We start from the raw sequence: 16,129 nt of genomic DNA on the forward strand, positions 1-16,129 counted from the left end.
AGGTGGTGAGTGATGGGAGAGAAGCCCGACAAGTACGAGATTCTCCAGGATTTGATGAGGAGGAGAGGTTTCGCCTGGGGGAGCTTTGAAATCTACGGCGGCTCACGCGGATTCTACGACTACGGTCCGCTCGGCGCGACGATAAAGAGGAAGATAGAGAGGAAGATCAGAGAGGCCTTCCAGAGGGAAGGCTTTTTTGAGCTTGAAACGCCGGACATAACGCCAGAGAAAGTGTTCATAGCGAGCGGCCACGTCGAGAAGTTCGTTGACCCTCTGGTAGAGTGCAAGAAGTGCGGGGCAAGGTTCAGGGCAGACCACCTGGTCGAGGAAGCCCTTGGAATAGACACCGAGGGAATGAGCGCCGAGCACCTCACCCAGCTCATCCGTGAGCACGACATCCGCTGTCCTGAGTGCGGCGGCGAGCTTTCAGATGTGTGGTACTTCAACCTCATGTTCGAGACGAGAATAGGCCCCTACGGCGACCAGAAGGGCTACCTGAGACCCGAGACGGCACAGGGCATCTTCGTGAACTTCAGGAGACTGAACGCCTTCGCGAGGAACAAACTTCCCTTCGGAGTTTTCCAGATAGGCAAGGCCTACCGCAACGAGATTTCGCCGAGGCAAGGTATGTTAAGGCTCAGGGAGTTCACGCAGGCTGAAGCAGAGATATTCTTCAACCCCAACGAAACCGAGCATCCGCACTTCGACGAGGTTAAGGACGAAAAGCTGAGGCTCTATCCGATAGAGCACCAGCTCAAGAACCTCAGTATGATAGAGCTAACCGCGGAAGAGGCAGTAAAGAAGGGCTACATAATGAACACCTTCTTCGCCTACTACATGGTCATGGTCAAGAGGGTTCTCCTCGACATCGGCATCCCCGAGGATAAAATCCGCTTCAGGCAGCAGCTCCCCGAGGAGAGGGCGCACTATTCAAGGGACACCTGGGACGCTGAAATCCACAGCGAGCGCTTTGGCTGGGTCGAGTGCGTTGGAATAGCGAACAGGGGCGACTACGACCTGAGCAGGCACATGCGCGAGAGCGGCGCCGACTTAACTGTCCTTATCCACTACGACGAGCCGAAGATCGTGAAGAAGCTTGAGGTTAGCCTCAACATGAAGAGGGTCGGGCCGAAGCTGAAGAAGGACGCCAAGAGGATAAACGAGCTGATCAAGGGCTGGGGCGAGGAGAAGAAGCGCGAGCTGGTGGAGCTCCTCGAAAAAGAAGGGAAAGTCACGATCGAGGGCTACGAGCTTGAGAAGGACGACTTCATAATCAGGGAAGTCGAGGAGAAAATAACCGGCGAGAAGATCGTCCCGCACGTCCTCGAGCCAAGCTTTGGTATAGACAGGCCCTTCTACCTGCTCCTCGAGAACAGCCTCGTCATCGAGGAGGATAGAACCTACCTGAGGATCAAGAAGGACATGGCGCCGATCGAGGTGGCGGTTTTACCACTTGTTGCAAAAGAGCCGCTCAAGAGCATCGCCTACGATATCTTCAGAACGCTCCAGAAGGAGGGCTTCATAGCCGTCTACGACGAGAAGGACACCGTTGGGAGGAGGTACATGCGCTACGACGAGATTGGTACGCCTTACTGCGTGACCGTTGACAACCAGACGCCAGAGGACGGTACCGTGACGATCAGGGACCGCGACACGAGGGAGCAGATCAGGGTGAAGATCGAGGAGCTGCCAAAGAAGCTGAGGGAGTTAATCTTTGAAAGCTGAGCTTTTCCTTTGCTTATTTTACTATGAAGACACCTGTGGTGATTTTATGCTCAAGTACATTGGATATCTTGGAGTTGGCATAGTCATAGGCATCCTCGCGGCAATGTTCGGCCTCGGAGGGGGCTTCCTGATAGTTCCCACCCTCAACTTCCTCGGCGTTGAGATACACCACGCGGTGGGAACTTCCAGCGCTGCAGTCGTGTTTACTTCCCTGAGCTCTGCGATAGCCTACCACAGGCAGAGGAGGATACACTACAAGGCGGGCCTCCTGCTGGCTTCAACGGCTGTTATCGGCGCTTACATCGGAGCCTGGGCCACGAGCTACATAAGCGCCGCCCAGCTCAAGGTGATATTCGGCGTTGTCCTCTTCCTCGTGGCCATAAGGCTCTACCGCAAGAAGAGCAGAGAGCCACATGAGGTTGACCTTAAGGAAGTCAAGCTGAACTACAAGGTGGTTCCGATCGGCGGCTTTATAGCGGGAGTTGCGAGCGGCCTCCTTGGAATCGGCGGCGGGGCAATAAACGTGCCCTTCCTCACCTACATGGGACTTCCCATCCACTACGCGGTCGCGACTTCGAGCTTCGCCATAGTCTTCACGGCCACGTCTGGAGCGATAAAGCACTACACCCTGGGCAACGTGGAGGTCGAGTGGCTCGTTCTCCTCGTCCCGGGCCTGATAATCGGCGCCCAGCTCGGGGCGAAGATTGCCAAGAGGACTAAGGCATCCCAGCTTACGAAGGCATTTGCCGTTGTGATGGCCTTTCTGGCGATAAGGATGATCCTCAAGGGACTGGGCTATCCCGTTCCTTGAGCCTTTTCCCTTGTCTTCTGCTTATAGAGGGCAATTGACAGGAAAATCACCACAGTGAGGAGAATGCACCACACAACGATGAGGGGCCTGTCGTAGGGGTACGGTCCTCCCGCCAGGATTTCAGGGAGGGCCCTGGGGAAGAGCATCAGGCTGAGGAATAAACCGGGGAAGCCGGCTATTATGAAAGTTGAAAACCCGCATCGGTAGCCCATCTGGCCACAGATCCCACTCTGGGCGGTGAGGCCTACTAGAATTGTGATAATCCAGACGAAAACCAGTGAAACAAGGCTTTTCAGGGATATCGACCCCTTCCTCCATTCGTAAACCCCGTAGAGGATGACGAAGATCAGGGCAGAGCCCGCACAGCTCATCCAAGTGGCGAGGTCTTTGGAGAACCCATAGGGGGCATCCCAGTTGGCGAAGGCCACAGCTCCTGGCATCGTTAGGACAAAAGAGAACACTGCTATAAGCCAGAGCTTCAGAGTCTCACTCCTCATCATGCCCACTATCTATCCTTTGAGGGAAAGTATAAATCCTTTTCCAGCGGCAAACTTTAAAACTCCCCTCCGAACTACGACCATGCTCTACGTGGAGATACTCGGAAACCTGCCCGAAATGGCACGGGACGAAGTGAAAGCGATGCTCGAACTCGGCGGTGGGGAGATTATCGGTCAGGATTACCTCTTCCTCAAGGTCGATGCGGGTGAGAAAGCCTTCCCGTTTCTCGACAGGCTTGGATTAGCCCACGAGTACGGTCTTCTCCTCGTCGAGGCGGATTCCGTTGAAGAACTCCTCCAGAAGGCCGGAGAAGTGGAGTGGCCGATAAAGGGGGCTTTCAAAGTTGATACTGAGACCATGGCCAACTGCAGGCACGATGTTCTTGACCTTCCCAGAAAGCTGGGAGCTGTCATCCACGCCCAGGGCTTCCGCGTGAACCTCTCAAAGCCCGACACCGTTGTTAGGGTCTACTGCGGCGAGAGGCTCTACGCTGGAATAAGGCTGAGGTACTTCGACCCGAAGGACTTCGAAAAGAGAAAGGCCCACCACAGGCCCTTCTTCAGGCCGATATCGCTCCACCCAAGGGTCTCAAGGGCGCTCGTGAACCTGACGAAGGCGACGCGGGAAATTCTAGACCCATTCATGGGGGCCGGCGGAATACTTATCGAGGCCGGTCTGCTGGGCCTGAGAGTCTACGGCGTGGACATAAGGCCTGAGATGGTTGAAGGCGCTGAAACCAACCTCAAGCACTACGGGGTGAGGGACTACACGCTCAAGCTCGGCGACGCGACGAGGCTGGAGGATCTGTTCCCCGACAAGAAGTTCGAGGCGGTAGCGACCGACCCGCCCTACGGCACCGCCGCGACACTCGCCGGGAGAAAGAGGGACGAGCTTTACAGGAAAGCCCTGAGGAGCATCTACAACGTACTTGAGGACGGGGGAAGGCTGGCGATAGCTTTTCCGACTGACTTCAACGGGAAGGCGGAGGCCGAAGCGGTGGGGTTCAGAACCCTCGGAAGGTACTACCAGAGGGTTCACAAGAGCCTTGAGCGGTACTTCTATGTGTTTGAGAAATGAATCATCAACTATAACAGCATAAGCAGATGTCTAACTCTGGCTGGGGACTATGGTCAACTCACGCAGTATTGAAACTCGTTGAACGAAATGTATGGCATGAAGCGGTAGTGGGCTATCTTAAAACTCTTTTTAACCTCTGGAGTTTATGTTCAAAAATTTAATAATGCTCTCGATATTAAGAGTACCCCAAATCTTCAGATAATTGCGCTTGTGATAACACCCGCTAAAGATATGCTTTAACAAAGATTTATAGGTGAAGAAATATTTTAGAATCGTCAATTTTGGATAATACTTATAAAGGTTAACATACCTATTCCCTTGGGTGTCAATCGTTCCCCAAAGTAGTTGACACCCGGATGCGTCTTTAGACCACGGCGTATAGACTCTAGGGGGGATAACCAATGGGGTGTGGAATATTGAAGGTGACTAGAATACTGGTTTGGCTGGGGGTGCTATTAGGTATAGTGCCCATAACCCTCCTTCTTGGGGTTGGATCTCCAGTGGTGGGTCTTGGGCTCTTGGTGATAGTGGTGCTATTAACGTACTTCCTTATAACGCACCCCCTTGCAGAGGCAGAAAGACTGTTTGCAGAGGGTAAGAGCAAGGAAGCCAAGGGTAAGCTGACGATACCGCTTATTATCTCTTTTATAACCGGAAACATCCTCGGATTCATCTTGATCCTAGTGGGCCTTTTGACATGTGGATGACCAGTTTGTTTTCTTCTTTTTACAATCTCTTCCTTAAAAGGTCTTAAAAGGTGTGGATTCAGTAACGCCTAAAACGGCATGAGTGCTGAACGGGTGAAGTTCTTCAGTGAAGATTTATACGAGTGCTTAGGTTTCTTTGACATTGAGGTGTACTATAACGGAGAAATCTCGAAAAGTTTTTAATATCGATTTTTTATCAAACATCATGAGAGGATTAATACCACTCCTCTTTGGAATTTTGCTTGTTTCACCTATCGCCCTGGCCAGCAATGTTACGGTCTCATTTCATGCCCCCCAGGATACGTGCTCGACGACGCGACTGTTCATTACAACGCCTCCTGCACCGGTTGGGTGGTGGGAGTTTTCGACGACGGCATCTCACTTCAAAGCTTTGCCCTTTGTATCAACCGGAGTGGAGAATTCAGACTCTCCAGCTACGTATTCCCCCGCGAAAAGAACCCCAAGCCCTATCTAAACACAACCTGCCCAATCAACGTCTCCGTTACCCCTCAGTATCAGCCAGATATTTTTCCGATACGATTAGGGGAGAGTACCGTAGGTATCTGCTCACGAAGGTTTGGTTTAGAAACCTTGGAAGCGGCACCTTTAGAATAAACGTTCCCTGGGAACTCATAGCCATCTACCTTGAAAGCGATACTATATATGAAAACGGGACGTATGTCCCAAAACTCCCGCTGGATGTTGAGGTATCTTGGAAAGGTGAAGAAATCGACAGGACACCCGCTCTGGCAGAACCTCCCGCTTCTTACTGGATTGACATCAGCGAGGAGAAACCCTCTGGGGAAGTTTTCGTAAAAGTAAGTGGGGAGCGAGCTAAATTCATAACCAAGGTTTATGGATACGTTATCATTCCATACCAATCGTATTATCCAGCAATAGGTGGGTTTCCCTTTATATTTCCCCAGCACGATGGTTATCGCATTAGTATATACTCCTATTTTGGAAACGTCGAAGTTGAGGGGGAGTTTCTCTGGAATGGGAGCAATTTCACCCTTTTTAAGTTTACTACCTCAAAGGGCGAGACTAAGGAGCTTTACGTTAAAGATGGTCGTGTATGCTATGGAAAATGGACCAGGAGAGCGTGCGGTAGGTATTCACTACCAAGGGGAGCACTAAAACTGACTGTGGGCTTTAATAGAGGGTCTCTGTGGGTCTGGAACGATGGAACTGTGTATTTTAAAACAAAGCTTGACTCACTGGGCATAAAGTCTATGGAATTCCTCGGTGGAATTCCAAGTGAAGACATCTACGCGGTCAGCGTTTATGCCACGGACAGGGTTTACGAAGAGAAGGATAGTCCTTTGGGTAGGGTATCCTTAGCACTAAGCTTCATTGCGGTTGTACTCTCGCTGGCCGCACTCCTGAGGTCAAGAAAAAAAGGCTGAAAACGTAGGTACACGGCCAGTCGATTTGAGTGCGGGAAATCTAAAACTCAGAAAGCTCCAAACTCATTCCTCAAGCCAGATTTCGAGCCTCTGCTTGCCCCTTCCGAGGCTGGAGCGCTTGAGCTTCTTGAGGTGGCCTATCTCCTTTATGTCCCTCACGTGCGTCCCGCCGCAGGGGATGACTTCGAAGTCCCTTATCTGGGTCAGCCTGGTTTCTCCTTCCCACCATATCTTCATCTCGCCGCCTTCGTCAACGTAGCGGTTGAAGAGCTCGATTATCTTCTCCTTGTACTGGTTCACGTTCTCCGGGTACTCTATGTCGTAGCGGCCCTTCTCATAGCTCATCCCGCTCCCGTAAGGCTTCCACTTGCCCTTTCCAAGGACTTCGTTGAGCACGTGGTCGAGCAGGTGCATCGCGCTGTGTATCCTCATCAGCTTGTAGCGGTAGTCCCAGTCGATTTTGAGCTCGACCTCATCCCCAACCTTGAACATCTCTGGTTCAGCAACGACGTGCCAGACGTTGCCCTCCTCATCTTTGTAAACATCGAGAACCTCAACGCCGTTTATCGTGCCCCGGTCGTGGGGCTGACCGCCGCCGGTCGGGTAGAATATCGTCTGGTCGAGAAGGAGAGCGTTGTCCCTTACTTCCAGAACCTTTGCCTTGGCTTCCTTCAAGTAGGCGTCCTCGTAGTAGAGCTTCCTCGTGGCCATTCTCATCACCAGAGGAAAATAAGCTGTCGCCATTTAAATGGGTATCGAAATTGAAGAAAAGGAAAGCTAAAGGAAAAGCTTTTACTTCCTTCTCCTGAGGAGAAGAGGCACGACGGCAAGGCCTACGAGGAACGCCGGACCGCAGGTACTGCCCGTCTTTTCTTCTACGTTGTACTTGACTTCAACTCTCTCAGGGACTTTCTCCATCATGGCAAAGTAGTCCCTGGCCAGCATACCATACCTTACGTAAGCGCTGCTTTCAAGAACTACCTCTTTGTCGCTGACCTTTGTGACCTTCATAGTTATCTGGCTTCCGTTGGCCTCAACATGTATGTCATCCGGAATCTGTGTGAACTTCGAGCCTTCAGGCAGTATAATTCTGATCGTTGTAGTCTGGTTGATCCCATCCGTCAGCCTTCCTTTGACCGAGACATCGCGGAGCCCGAGGGAAGGGTCGTGGACGTAGGTGTTGTTGTTGGCCTTGGTGTAGTTAGCCAGTACCCAGTGGAAGCGCAGCCGTAGGGGTGCTGTGGAGTTTACGTTCTCGAATTTTATGCTCCAGTCTTTCACACTTATCCCCTGTTGCTGGAAGGCAAGGAGGTTGTTCTGGTAAATTGACTGTATGATTGCATCTTCTCCCTGGTACATAACCATGAGTTTGAGATAGTTCACGTAGTCTTCTGGGGCTATGTATTCCATCAGGGTATCGATCACTGTTTCTTCTTTGCCGATCGTAATATTGGTCTCAGTCTTTGAGCTCCATACTGAATAGTTCCCTTCCTGGCCAGGTCTTCCGCGATACTGGATGATAAACGGCTGAAAGTCGCTGTAAAGCTTCTGGAGGTCATCTTTTGTTATGTTCTCATCGAAGTGCATACGCGCGTCCACGATTATCTCGTTCCCGTGAACATCAACGTTTATCGACACGTAGCTCTTACCCGATTCCCTCGAATAGTCCGACGGAATGCTCACGATCTCGGCGTCCTCCGGGAGCACTATCGAGTAGTGGTCTTCAAAGTCGAACGTCCTGTTTAGAGATGTGAGGTCAACCTGTGAGATCTGGAGGGTACGAAGAACATCAAGCTCTATTTCCCAGATCCCATCGTAGGAGTAGTATTTTGCAAAGTCGAGTACCTTCCCCGTAATTTCTGTGATTAGAGGCCCATCAGAATCATACCCTTTAACGGTGCCCGAGGCGTTTGCCAGGTTCATTCCAAGCTGCGAGAAGAGCTGAACCCTCTGGTTAACAAGCATTTCAGTGGCGTTCTCCAGACCCACCTTTAAGATACCCTCTTTGGTACTGTTCAGCATGTCTGAGGGTCCATAGAGGGTCGTTATGAACTTTAAATCTGCTGAACCGTCCCAGTGGACAGTGTACTTCTGCTCAACCTTCTCGGAATACGCATCGGCGCCAAAGCTCGGCACGGCAATTGCTCCGAACGCCAAAACAATCAATAACAAAACACCAACTTTCTTCATTAGAATTTCCCCCATTAACTCACTCCTAGTAGGGACTCAGGGAGGTTTTTAACCTTTTTCATCGGTTGAAGCTCTGCCGATTACCAGCGTGAGATTAAGATTCTAACGTGTATTCACTTGATTTTAACCCACACAAATACAAGCGGTGAATGTCCAAGACATCAAAAGTAAGAATAGGGGTAATGAAAATAGGGGCCATCAAGAGATCCACTTGCTCTCGTCCAGCTCTTTCTCGGTTTTGGCAACGATAACAGTCCCAGCCAGGTCGCCGGTGACGTTGACCATCGTCCTCCCCATGTCGAGGATCGCGTCAATGCCGAGTATCATGGCGTAGGCAAGCGCCACCGGACTTCCGGGCGTAAGGTCGAGGCCGACGCTCTGGAGGACCATTGCGAGCATTATTGCACCAGCACCGGGAACACCGGCGGTTCCTATTGAGGCCAGAACTGCCGTTAGGACGACGACGAGCTGCTGACCGAGGGTGAGCGGATGGCCGATAGCGTTGGCGACAAAGAGAACCGTGACACCCTGGTAGAGGGCAGTACCGTCCATGTTTATCGTCGCACCGAGCGGCAGGGTGAATGAGAATATTCCCTTGTCAACGCCCATCTCTTCCTCGGCAACACGCATTGTAACAGGGAGGGTTCCGCTTGAGCTCCTGGTGACGAAGGCGGTGATCATAGCATCTTTCGCCTTCCTGATGAACTTGATCGGGTCAATGCCGAAGACCTTCAAGAGAATGAAGTAGGTGATGACTATCTGAAGGAAGAGGCCGGTATATACAGCTCCAACGACCTTCGCCAGCGGCCCGACGACCCTGACGCCCTGCTCGGCCATGACGTAGGCTATGAGGGCGAAGACACCTATCGGTGCGTACTGCATGACGCCGCCGACTATGAGGTACATAGCCTCGGCAAGGCCATCGAAGACCCTCAGGAGGGTCTCGGCCGACTTTCTGACCCTCTCCTCGTTCCTGTTCATGAGGTAGGTTATCGCTATTCCGAGGATTATCGCGAAGAATATCACTGGGAGCACTTCACCCTTGGCGAGCGAGGCAAACGGGTTCGTTGGAACTATGTTGAGTAGAGTCTGAACGAGGGAGGGAGGCTGAGCTTCTATGGCCTTCCCGGTACCGCTCCCGAGGTTGACGTTGGCACCGACGTTGAAGAGCCTGCCAACGATGAGACCGAAGAAAACTGCCATGGCGGAGGTAGCGAGGTAATAGACGACGATCTTGACGCCGACGCGGCCGAGACGAGCAGGGCTTATACTTGCCGCACCGACTACGAGCGACGCTAGAACTATCGGCATCACGAGCATCTTCAGCAATCTGACGAAGAGGTCACCGAAGGGCTTGATATAGGTCTTAACGGCCCCCGCATAGCCGAAATGTCCCGCTATCAGGCCGAAGACTGCACCGAGAACCAGACCCCAGAGAATTTTCCACAGAACGGGATAGTCGAGATACCGCCTCAGGAGGCTTTTTCCCATCTTTTCACCCCCTTATTGGCTGGCTTATTGCCAGCATAATCCAGTTAAAAAAGGAAGTTTATTAGGGTTGTCCCTGGAAAATTGTCAAAAAGTCAAAACTTATCGGTTAATTCTAACTGACACATCACCATACACTACTTTAACTGTCTGTCCATCAACGTCCAGAATAAGGGAGCCGTCATCTGATATGGTGATTACCCTGCCAACGAGGTCATTGCCATCGAGCAGGACTCTTACTTCCTTCCCGATTAGCATCGTTCTCCCGCGAACTTCTTCAACAACTAAAGGCGGGTTTTCAAGAAATGTCTTATACCAGCGGCCGAGATACTCAAGCAGCCTTTCCAAGACTTCCCCAATGTCAACGGGTTCCCCCAGGGCTTCCATCATGGAGGTTGCAGTCTCCTTTAGACCATCTGGGATTTCATTGTTCACATTGAGACCTACCCCCATGATCACGAAATCACCTTTCACTTCCGTTAGGACTCCAGAGATTTTCCTGTTTCCAACCCAGACGTCGTTGGGCCACTTTATCCATGCACCAATGCCGAAGTCCCTCAGTGTGTCCGATACTGCCAGTGCACCCACGAATACGAGCCTAGGGTCGATCATGGGAGGCTTCAGGATGACGCTCATCCACAGGCCGCCCTCGGGAGAAGCCCAGGCTCTACCCTTCCTTCCCCTCCCGGAGGTCTGCCTCTTTGCAACTACGACTGTTCCTTCAGAGACATCGGGAATGAGCTTCTTCGCGTACTCGTTGGTCGAGTCTACCTCATCAAGGCGAATGACGTTCCACTCCATAAGCCCTCCCGAGATTAAAACTCGGGAAGGAGTTTAAACTGTTTTGGAGAAACCTATGCGGGGTGTCTGAAATGGTGTTGCATGTCTCCCCAGATGGCTTCAGTTTTGATGACGACACAGGAAATCTCATTATAGTTGGCTCCAGAACTTCCAGGAAGAAGGCCGTCAGGTTTATTGCACTAGTGAAAACAAGACCTGTAAAGGATGTTCTCCCGGTGTACCTCAAGGCCATACTTGAAAAGTTCAGGGAAAGCCCCGCCGAATACTGGGACGAGGAAACTGCTCTCGATGTTTTGAAGTCAAGGGGGCTTAAAGTTCATTCCTTAGAGGTTGAGCGTGAGAGGCAGAGTGTGAGGGCAGAGTTTCAAGCAGAGGGACTCATCGAAAACAATCTTGGGGCAATATCTCCGGAGAAAGTTAAATACGTTGAAAAGCTAATGAGGGATTTCCTCTGGTCGATTATTGACGACCTGACTGCATCTGACCTGTGGGCACCCATAGCAATCAACGAAGACCTTGATGAGATTGGTGAGGGATTTTTAATGGGGCCCGAGGAAGAGGAGACGGATGAGCAGGTCTTTTCAAGTCTTGAGTTCTGGTGGGAAGAGTACTGGGGAGACAATGGAAAACCTTAAATCCTCCCTTTGTATATCACTCCTGGTGATTAGTATGGACGCATACCAGAGCGTTGGGATTAGGAGGAGGCTTAAGAGATTCTTCCGCAGGGACGGAAGGGCTCTAATATTCGCCATGGACCACGGCTTCGAACACGGGCCGACCGATTTTGAGCCCGTCTGGGAGCACGTTAACCCGAGGATCATCATTAGGAAGGTCGTCAGGGCTGGAGTTGACGGAGTCATGATGCTCCCCGGCATCGTCAGGATGGCCGGCGACGAGCTCAAGCCGGACACGGGGCTTATGATAAAGCTCACGAGCAAGACCGAGCTAAGGCCAAAGGAGGAGCAGCTCCTTCAGAGCCAGCTCGGTTACGTTGAAGACGCGATAAAGCTCGGCGCCGATGCGATAGCGGCAACCGTCTACTGGGGCTCACCACAGGAAGACGTTATGATGCGCCAGTTCGCGGAGATAGCGAGCTACGCCCATGACTTGGGCTTCCCTGTTGTCCAGTTTGCCTATCCGCGCGGGCCCTACATCAACGAGAAGTACGGCAAGAAGGAGGACTACCGCGTCGTTATGTACGGTGCAAGGGCCGCAGCCGAGACTGGCGCTGACATGATAAAGACCTACTGGACGGGATCAAAGGAGACCTTCGCCAAGGTCGTTGACGCCGCCGCTGGCGTCCCGGTTCTCCTCAGCGGTGGAGCAAAGACTGACAACCCCGTTGACTTCCTGAAGGTTGTCTGGGATGTCATCGAGGCTGGAGGGGCTGGAGCCGTCGTCGGAAGAAACATCTTCCAGCGCGAGAATCCAGAGCCGATGATAAAGGCCCTCATAAGGGTCATCCACAGAAACGAGGATCCTGAAGAGGCCGCTAAGGCCGAGGGGCTTATTTGACTCATTTCCACTTTTTCGTTTCGGATAGAGATGCTTTTCAATGAAACTGGAACTCTAGTGCTCGTTTATGTTCCCCAACTTTTAGAAACGGCATTGGGGTACTCTTCTGTTCGTTTAATGCCTAAAATTGTATCGTCAAAAGCCGATAACGTTAAAAACAGTGCTAAGAACATATAAACAGGTGAGGAGAATGGGAAGGGTCGAGATAATAGATACGACGTTTAGAGACGCTCATCAGTCACTAATAGCGACGCGCCTTCGAACAGAGGACATGCTCCCCATAGCTGAGAAGATGGACAGAATCGGCTTCTACTCCATGGAGGTCTGGGGAGGGGCAACCTTCGACGTGTGCATCCGCTACCTGAGAGAAGACCCCTGGGAGAGACTCCGCATTCTAAGGGAGTACCTAAAGAAGACGAAGCTACAGATGCTCCTCCGTGGCCAGAACCTCGTCGGCTACCGTCACTACCCGGATGATGTCGTCGAAAAGTTCGTCGAGCTCGCACATAAGAACGGAATAGATATCTTCCGCGTCTTCGATGCCCTCAACGATATCAGGAATATGGCGGTGGCGATAAAAAAGGCTAAAGAAGTCGGTGCTGAGGTTCAGGGGGCAATAGCCTACACAACGGGTAAAGTGTTCACACTCGAATACTACATGAAGAAGGTCGAGGAACTTTTAGCCCTTGACGTGGATGTAATAACGATCAAGGACATGGCAGGTCTGCTGACACCTTGGAAAGCCTACGAGCTCGTCAGCGAGATAAAGGAGACATACGGTGTTCCCGTCAATGTGCACACCCACTCCACTACGGGAATGGCCGTTGCCACCTATCTCAAGGCCGTGGAAGCGGGAGCTGACTTCATAGACACCGCCATAAGCCCATTAGCCTTCGGCACTGCACAGCCCGGGATTCAGACGATATGGCACGCCCTCCCCAAGGCAGTTGGTTCTCATCTTGACCGCGAGCTAATCCACGAGGTCTCGCGCTACCTCAAGAAGCTCCTGGAGGAGAAGTACTGGGGACTGCTCCACAAGGAGGCGTTGATGGTCAACCCCTACGTCCTCAAGTACCAGGTTCCGGGTGGAATGTTCTCTAACCTCCTAAGCCAGCTCAAGGAGATGAACGCCCTGGACAAGCTCGACGAAGTCCTTGAGGAGATACCGCGCGTTAGGGAAGACCTCGGCTGGCCGCCGCTCGTCACCCCCACCAGCCAGATAGTCGGCACTCAGGCCGTCTTGAACGTCCTCTTTGGAAGGTACGAAAGGGTAACCCAGCAGGTCAAGGACTACGTGAAGGGCCTCTACGGAAGGCCGCCAGCGGAGATAAACCCCGAAATCAAGAAGAAAATCCTGGGCGACGAAGAGCCCATAACGGTCAGGCCGGCTGACCTTCTTGAACCTATGCTTGAAAAGTGCAGGAAGGAGCTTGAAGAAAGGGGGTACAGCCCGACTGAGGAAGACCTTCTGACCTACTGCCTCTTTCCGCAGGTAGCGCTGGAGTTCTTCGAGGCGAGGAAAGAGGGAAGGAAGGCCCCAGAGGTGCCGCCTACCGCCCAGAAGTTCAAACTCTACGTGGACGGCGTTGAGTTCGAGGTGGGAATTGAAGGTGTTGATCTAAGCGCGCTCAGATACCTGCCCCAGATGGCAAGTGCGGGAGCAGCTATCTCTGCATCCCAAACGATTTCCACTCCAAGTGCTCCCTCTTCGATTCCAGCTCCCATCCCGGCTCCAGCGGCACCATCACCAGTCACCGTCGCTGGTGAGGGTGTCGTCACCGCCCCAATGCCGGGCAAAATCCTGAGAATCCTCGTGAAGGAGGGCGAGCAGGTTAAGACTGGACAGGGACTCCTCATTCTTGAGGCAATGAAGATGGAGAACGAGATTCCAGCGCCTAAGGACGGTGTCGTAAAGAAAATCCTAGTCAAAGAAGGCGACACCGTAAACACCGGCGACCCACTAATAGAAATAGGGTGACTTTCTGAGTGTCTTTTCAATTTTTGCCCTCAAAAAGGTTCTAACAAAGCACTGAAGGTCTTTCTTATGCCCCCAAGTTAAAAATCGAAATATTTTCAGCCCATTTCCGAAAGACATTTAAGTACGGAAAGTGTACATTGAAGTGCAAAACTTAAATGGAGGTGCAGGAATGAACTCTGCTGTAATTGTTCTGGTGGCCGCTGCAATATACGTGGCCATGTATTTCACCTACGGTAAGAGCCTTCAGAACAAGGTTGTTAAGGCCGACCCCAACAGACCAACGCCGGCCCACAAGCTATACGACGGCGTTGACTACGTCCCAGCACACCCGCTCGTCCTATATGGACACCACTTCGCTTCGATAGCAGGTGCGGGACCAATCGTCGGTCCTGCGGTGGCAATGGCCTGGGGTTGGCTGCCGGGACTGATCTGGGTCTGGTTTGGAAACGTCTTCATTGGTGCCGTCCATGACTACCTCGCACTGATGTCATCTGTCCGCTATGATGGTAAGTCCGTCCAGTGGATTGCAGGAAAGCTCATGAGCAAGAGGACTGGAGTGGCGTTCGAACTTTACATATGGTTTACCCTCCTGCTCGTTGTAGCTGCGTTCGTCGCGGTAACTGCCAAACTCCTGACAATAACCCCCGAGGCGGCAACTGCAACCCTGCTCTTCCTTCTGGTGGCAGTCATCCTCGGATGGTTGCTCTACAAGATGAAGATGAACTTCACAGTGGCAACGATAATAGGACTTGTGCTGCTGGCCATATCTGTCTGGATAGGCCTTAACCACCCGCTTGTCTTCGTTAACGGTCAGACCGACACAACCTCCGCCGCCTACACCACCGCATACCACTACTGGAACATAATCCTGCTGGTTTATATTATCGTAGCCGCTTCCCTCCCTGTGTGGATTCTCCTCCAGCCCAGAGACTACCTCAACGCATACATCCTTTGGTTCGGCCTGCTCTTCGGAGGCATAGCCTTTGTACTGCTCGCCAAGGACTTTACCGCACCCGCATACACATCTTGGAGCGCCTACGTAATCAAGGGTACTGAGGCAGTTCCCTCACCGTTCTGGCCAACGGTGCCGCTTGTAATAGCGTGTGGTGCACTCAGCGGCTTCCACTCCCTCGTCGGCTCCGGAACTTCAAGCAAGCAACTTGACAACGAGATTCACGGTCTCCTCGTTGGCTATGGTGGCATGTTTACAGAGGGCTTCCTCTCAACCATTGTCATAACGGCCATAGCGGTCTACGGCGTCCAGCTTACAGGTCTTGAACCTGCCAAGTGGGCAACGGAATACATTACCAAGGGCGGTCTTGGAACCTTCATCGGAGGCTACGCTAAGGGCGTCAGCGAGTTCTACGGCGTAAGCGAGACCTTTGGAAAGACCTTCGCTACCCTCTGGGTCTCGGCCTTCACACTGACTTCCCTCGACACCGCCACAAGACTTGGAAGGTTCGCCTGGCAAGAGCTCTTCGGAATGATCGCCGACACGAGCCAGGGTATATGGAAGACTATCACCAATAAGTGGGTTGCCTCAATAATCATAGCCGGTCTCGGCACCTGGCTTGCCTGGGGTGCAAGTTACAAGGTTCTCTGGCCGGCTTTCGCAGGAATGAACCAGCTCTTAGCAAGCATAGCAATGATGACTGCAGCCCTTTGGGCCGCCAAGGTCCAGAGGGCCGGAAAGTGGTCCTGGGCCGTCCTCCTGCCAGCACTGTTCCTCTGGATAACCGTGACTGCAGCACTGATATGGTACATAGCAGTAGTGCCGCTGAGCGGAAGCACCCTCATAGCAGTCAAGGGATCGCTCCTCATCGGCCTGCTCCTGAACTTCCTCCTGGCATGGGACTTCTACATTGCCTGGAAGAGGCCAGAAGAGGAGTACGCTGCAGCTGCGGCCTGAAGTTCTTTCATATTTTCAACCTTT

The 16,129-nt window shown here is 52.3% G+C and carries 14 protein-coding genes; 9 read left to right on the forward strand and 5 right to left on the reverse strand.

The features are described from left to right. The first annotated feature begins 12 nt into the window (after nt 1-12). A complete protein-coding gene (gene glyS / locus TK_RS04815) occupies nt 13-1,725 on the forward strand; it encodes a glycine--tRNA ligase (RefSeq protein ID WP_011249929.1) in 1,713 nt (570 codons plus the stop codon). A gap of 46 nt (nt 1,726-1,771) precedes the next feature. Further along, the gene (locus TK_RS04820) at nt 1,772-2,536 is read left to right on the forward strand and encodes a sulfite exporter TauE/SafE family protein (RefSeq protein ID WP_011249930.1); all 765 of its coding nucleotides are present in this window, start codon (nt 1,772-1,774) and stop codon (nt 2,534-2,536) included. Here the strand turns inward: TK_RS04820 and TK_RS04825 are convergent. After that, nucleotides 2,521-3,042 carry a hypothetical protein gene (locus TK_RS04825; RefSeq protein ID WP_143598680.1) on the reverse strand — a complete coding sequence of 174 codons (522 nt, stop codon included), beginning with the start codon at nt 3,040-3,042 and terminating at the stop codon, nt 2,521-2,523. The two genes, TK_RS04820 and TK_RS04825, sit on opposite strands and share 16 nt — an antisense overlap. A gap of 73 nt (nt 3,043-3,115) precedes the next feature. Here TK_RS04825 and TK_RS04830 point away from each other — a divergent pair, with 73 nt between their 5' ends. From TK_RS04830 to TK_RS04840, 3 genes are all read left to right on the forward strand, one after another. Continuing rightward, nucleotides 3,116-4,111: a TIGR01177 family methyltransferase gene (locus TK_RS04830; RefSeq protein WP_011249932.1), complete on the forward strand. Its 996-nt coding sequence runs from the start codon at nt 3,116-3,118 to the stop codon at nt 4,109-4,111. A gap of 416 nt (nt 4,112-4,527) precedes the next feature. Continuing rightward, nucleotides 4,528-4,818: a hypothetical protein gene (locus TK_RS04835; RefSeq protein ID WP_143598681.1), complete on the forward strand. Its 291-nt coding sequence runs from the start codon at nt 4,528-4,530 to the stop codon at nt 4,816-4,818. A gap of 398 nt (nt 4,819-5,216) precedes the next feature. After that, complete coding sequence (locus TK_RS04840) at nt 5,217-6,224, forward strand: hypothetical protein (RefSeq protein WP_048053697.1); 1,008 nt, start codon at nt 5,217-5,219, stop codon at nt 6,222-6,224. 63 nt (nt 6,225-6,287) lie between these two features. On the opposite strand, the gene TK_RS04845 is transcribed toward TK_RS04840, so the two are convergent. The 4 genes from TK_RS04845 to TK_RS04860 all read right to left on the reverse strand — a co-directional run bounded on the left by TK_RS04845 (nt 6,288) and on the right by TK_RS04860 (nt 10,703). Next, on the reverse strand, nt 6,288-6,935 hold the full coding sequence (locus TK_RS04845; protein ID WP_011249935.1) for an alanyl-tRNA editing protein: 648 nt from the start codon (nt 6,933-6,935) through the stop codon (nt 6,288-6,290). Nucleotides 6,936-7,016: 81 nt separating this feature from the next. After that, nucleotides 7,017-8,414, reverse strand: coding sequence for a CGP-CTERM sorting domain-containing protein (locus TK_RS12220; RefSeq protein WP_232500620.1), 1,398 nt, complete (start codon nt 8,412-8,414; stop codon nt 7,017-7,019). Nucleotides 8,415-8,612: 198 nt separating this feature from the next. Then, nucleotides 8,613-9,905, reverse strand: coding sequence for a dicarboxylate/amino acid:cation symporter (locus tag TK_RS04855; RefSeq protein ID WP_011249937.1), 1,293 nt, complete (start codon nt 9,903-9,905; stop codon nt 8,613-8,615). Between the two features lie 99 nt (nt 9,906-10,004). Then, entirely contained in the window at nt 10,005-10,703 is a 699-nt protein-coding gene (locus tag TK_RS04860; protein WP_011249938.1) for a biotin--[acetyl-CoA-carboxylase] ligase, read from the reverse strand. A gap of 62 nt (nt 10,704-10,765) precedes the next feature. On the opposite strand from TK_RS04860, the gene TK_RS04865 reads away from it, so the two are divergent. The 4 genes from TK_RS04865 (at nt 10,766) to TK_RS04880 (ending at nt 16,105) form a co-directional block, all read left to right on the forward strand. Continuing rightward, complete coding sequence (locus TK_RS04865; protein WP_143598682.1) at nt 10,766-11,338, forward strand: hypothetical protein; 573 nt, start codon at nt 10,766-10,768, stop codon at nt 11,336-11,338. 34 nt (nt 11,339-11,372) lie between these two features. After that, complete coding sequence (gene fba / locus TK_RS04870; RefSeq protein ID WP_011249940.1) at nt 11,373-12,218, forward strand: class I fructose-bisphosphate aldolase; 846 nt, start codon at nt 11,373-11,375, stop codon at nt 12,216-12,218. A gap of 190 nt (nt 12,219-12,408) precedes the next feature. Further along, nucleotides 12,409-14,196, forward strand: a complete 1,788-nt coding sequence (oadA, locus tag TK_RS04875) for a sodium-extruding oxaloacetate decarboxylase subunit alpha (protein WP_011249941.1) — start codon at nt 12,409-12,411, stop codon at nt 14,194-14,196. A gap of 169 nt (nt 14,197-14,365) precedes the next feature. Next, a complete protein-coding gene (locus TK_RS04880; protein ID WP_011249942.1) occupies nt 14,366-16,105 on the forward strand; it encodes a carbon starvation CstA family protein in 1,740 nt (579 codons plus the stop codon). Nucleotides 16,106-16,129: the final 24 nt, after the last annotated feature.

The sequence above is a fragment of the Thermococcus kodakarensis KOD1 genome, from assembly GCF_000009965.1.
Lineage (GTDB): Archaea > Methanobacteriota_B > Thermococci > Thermococcales > Thermococcaceae > Thermococcus > Thermococcus kodakarensis.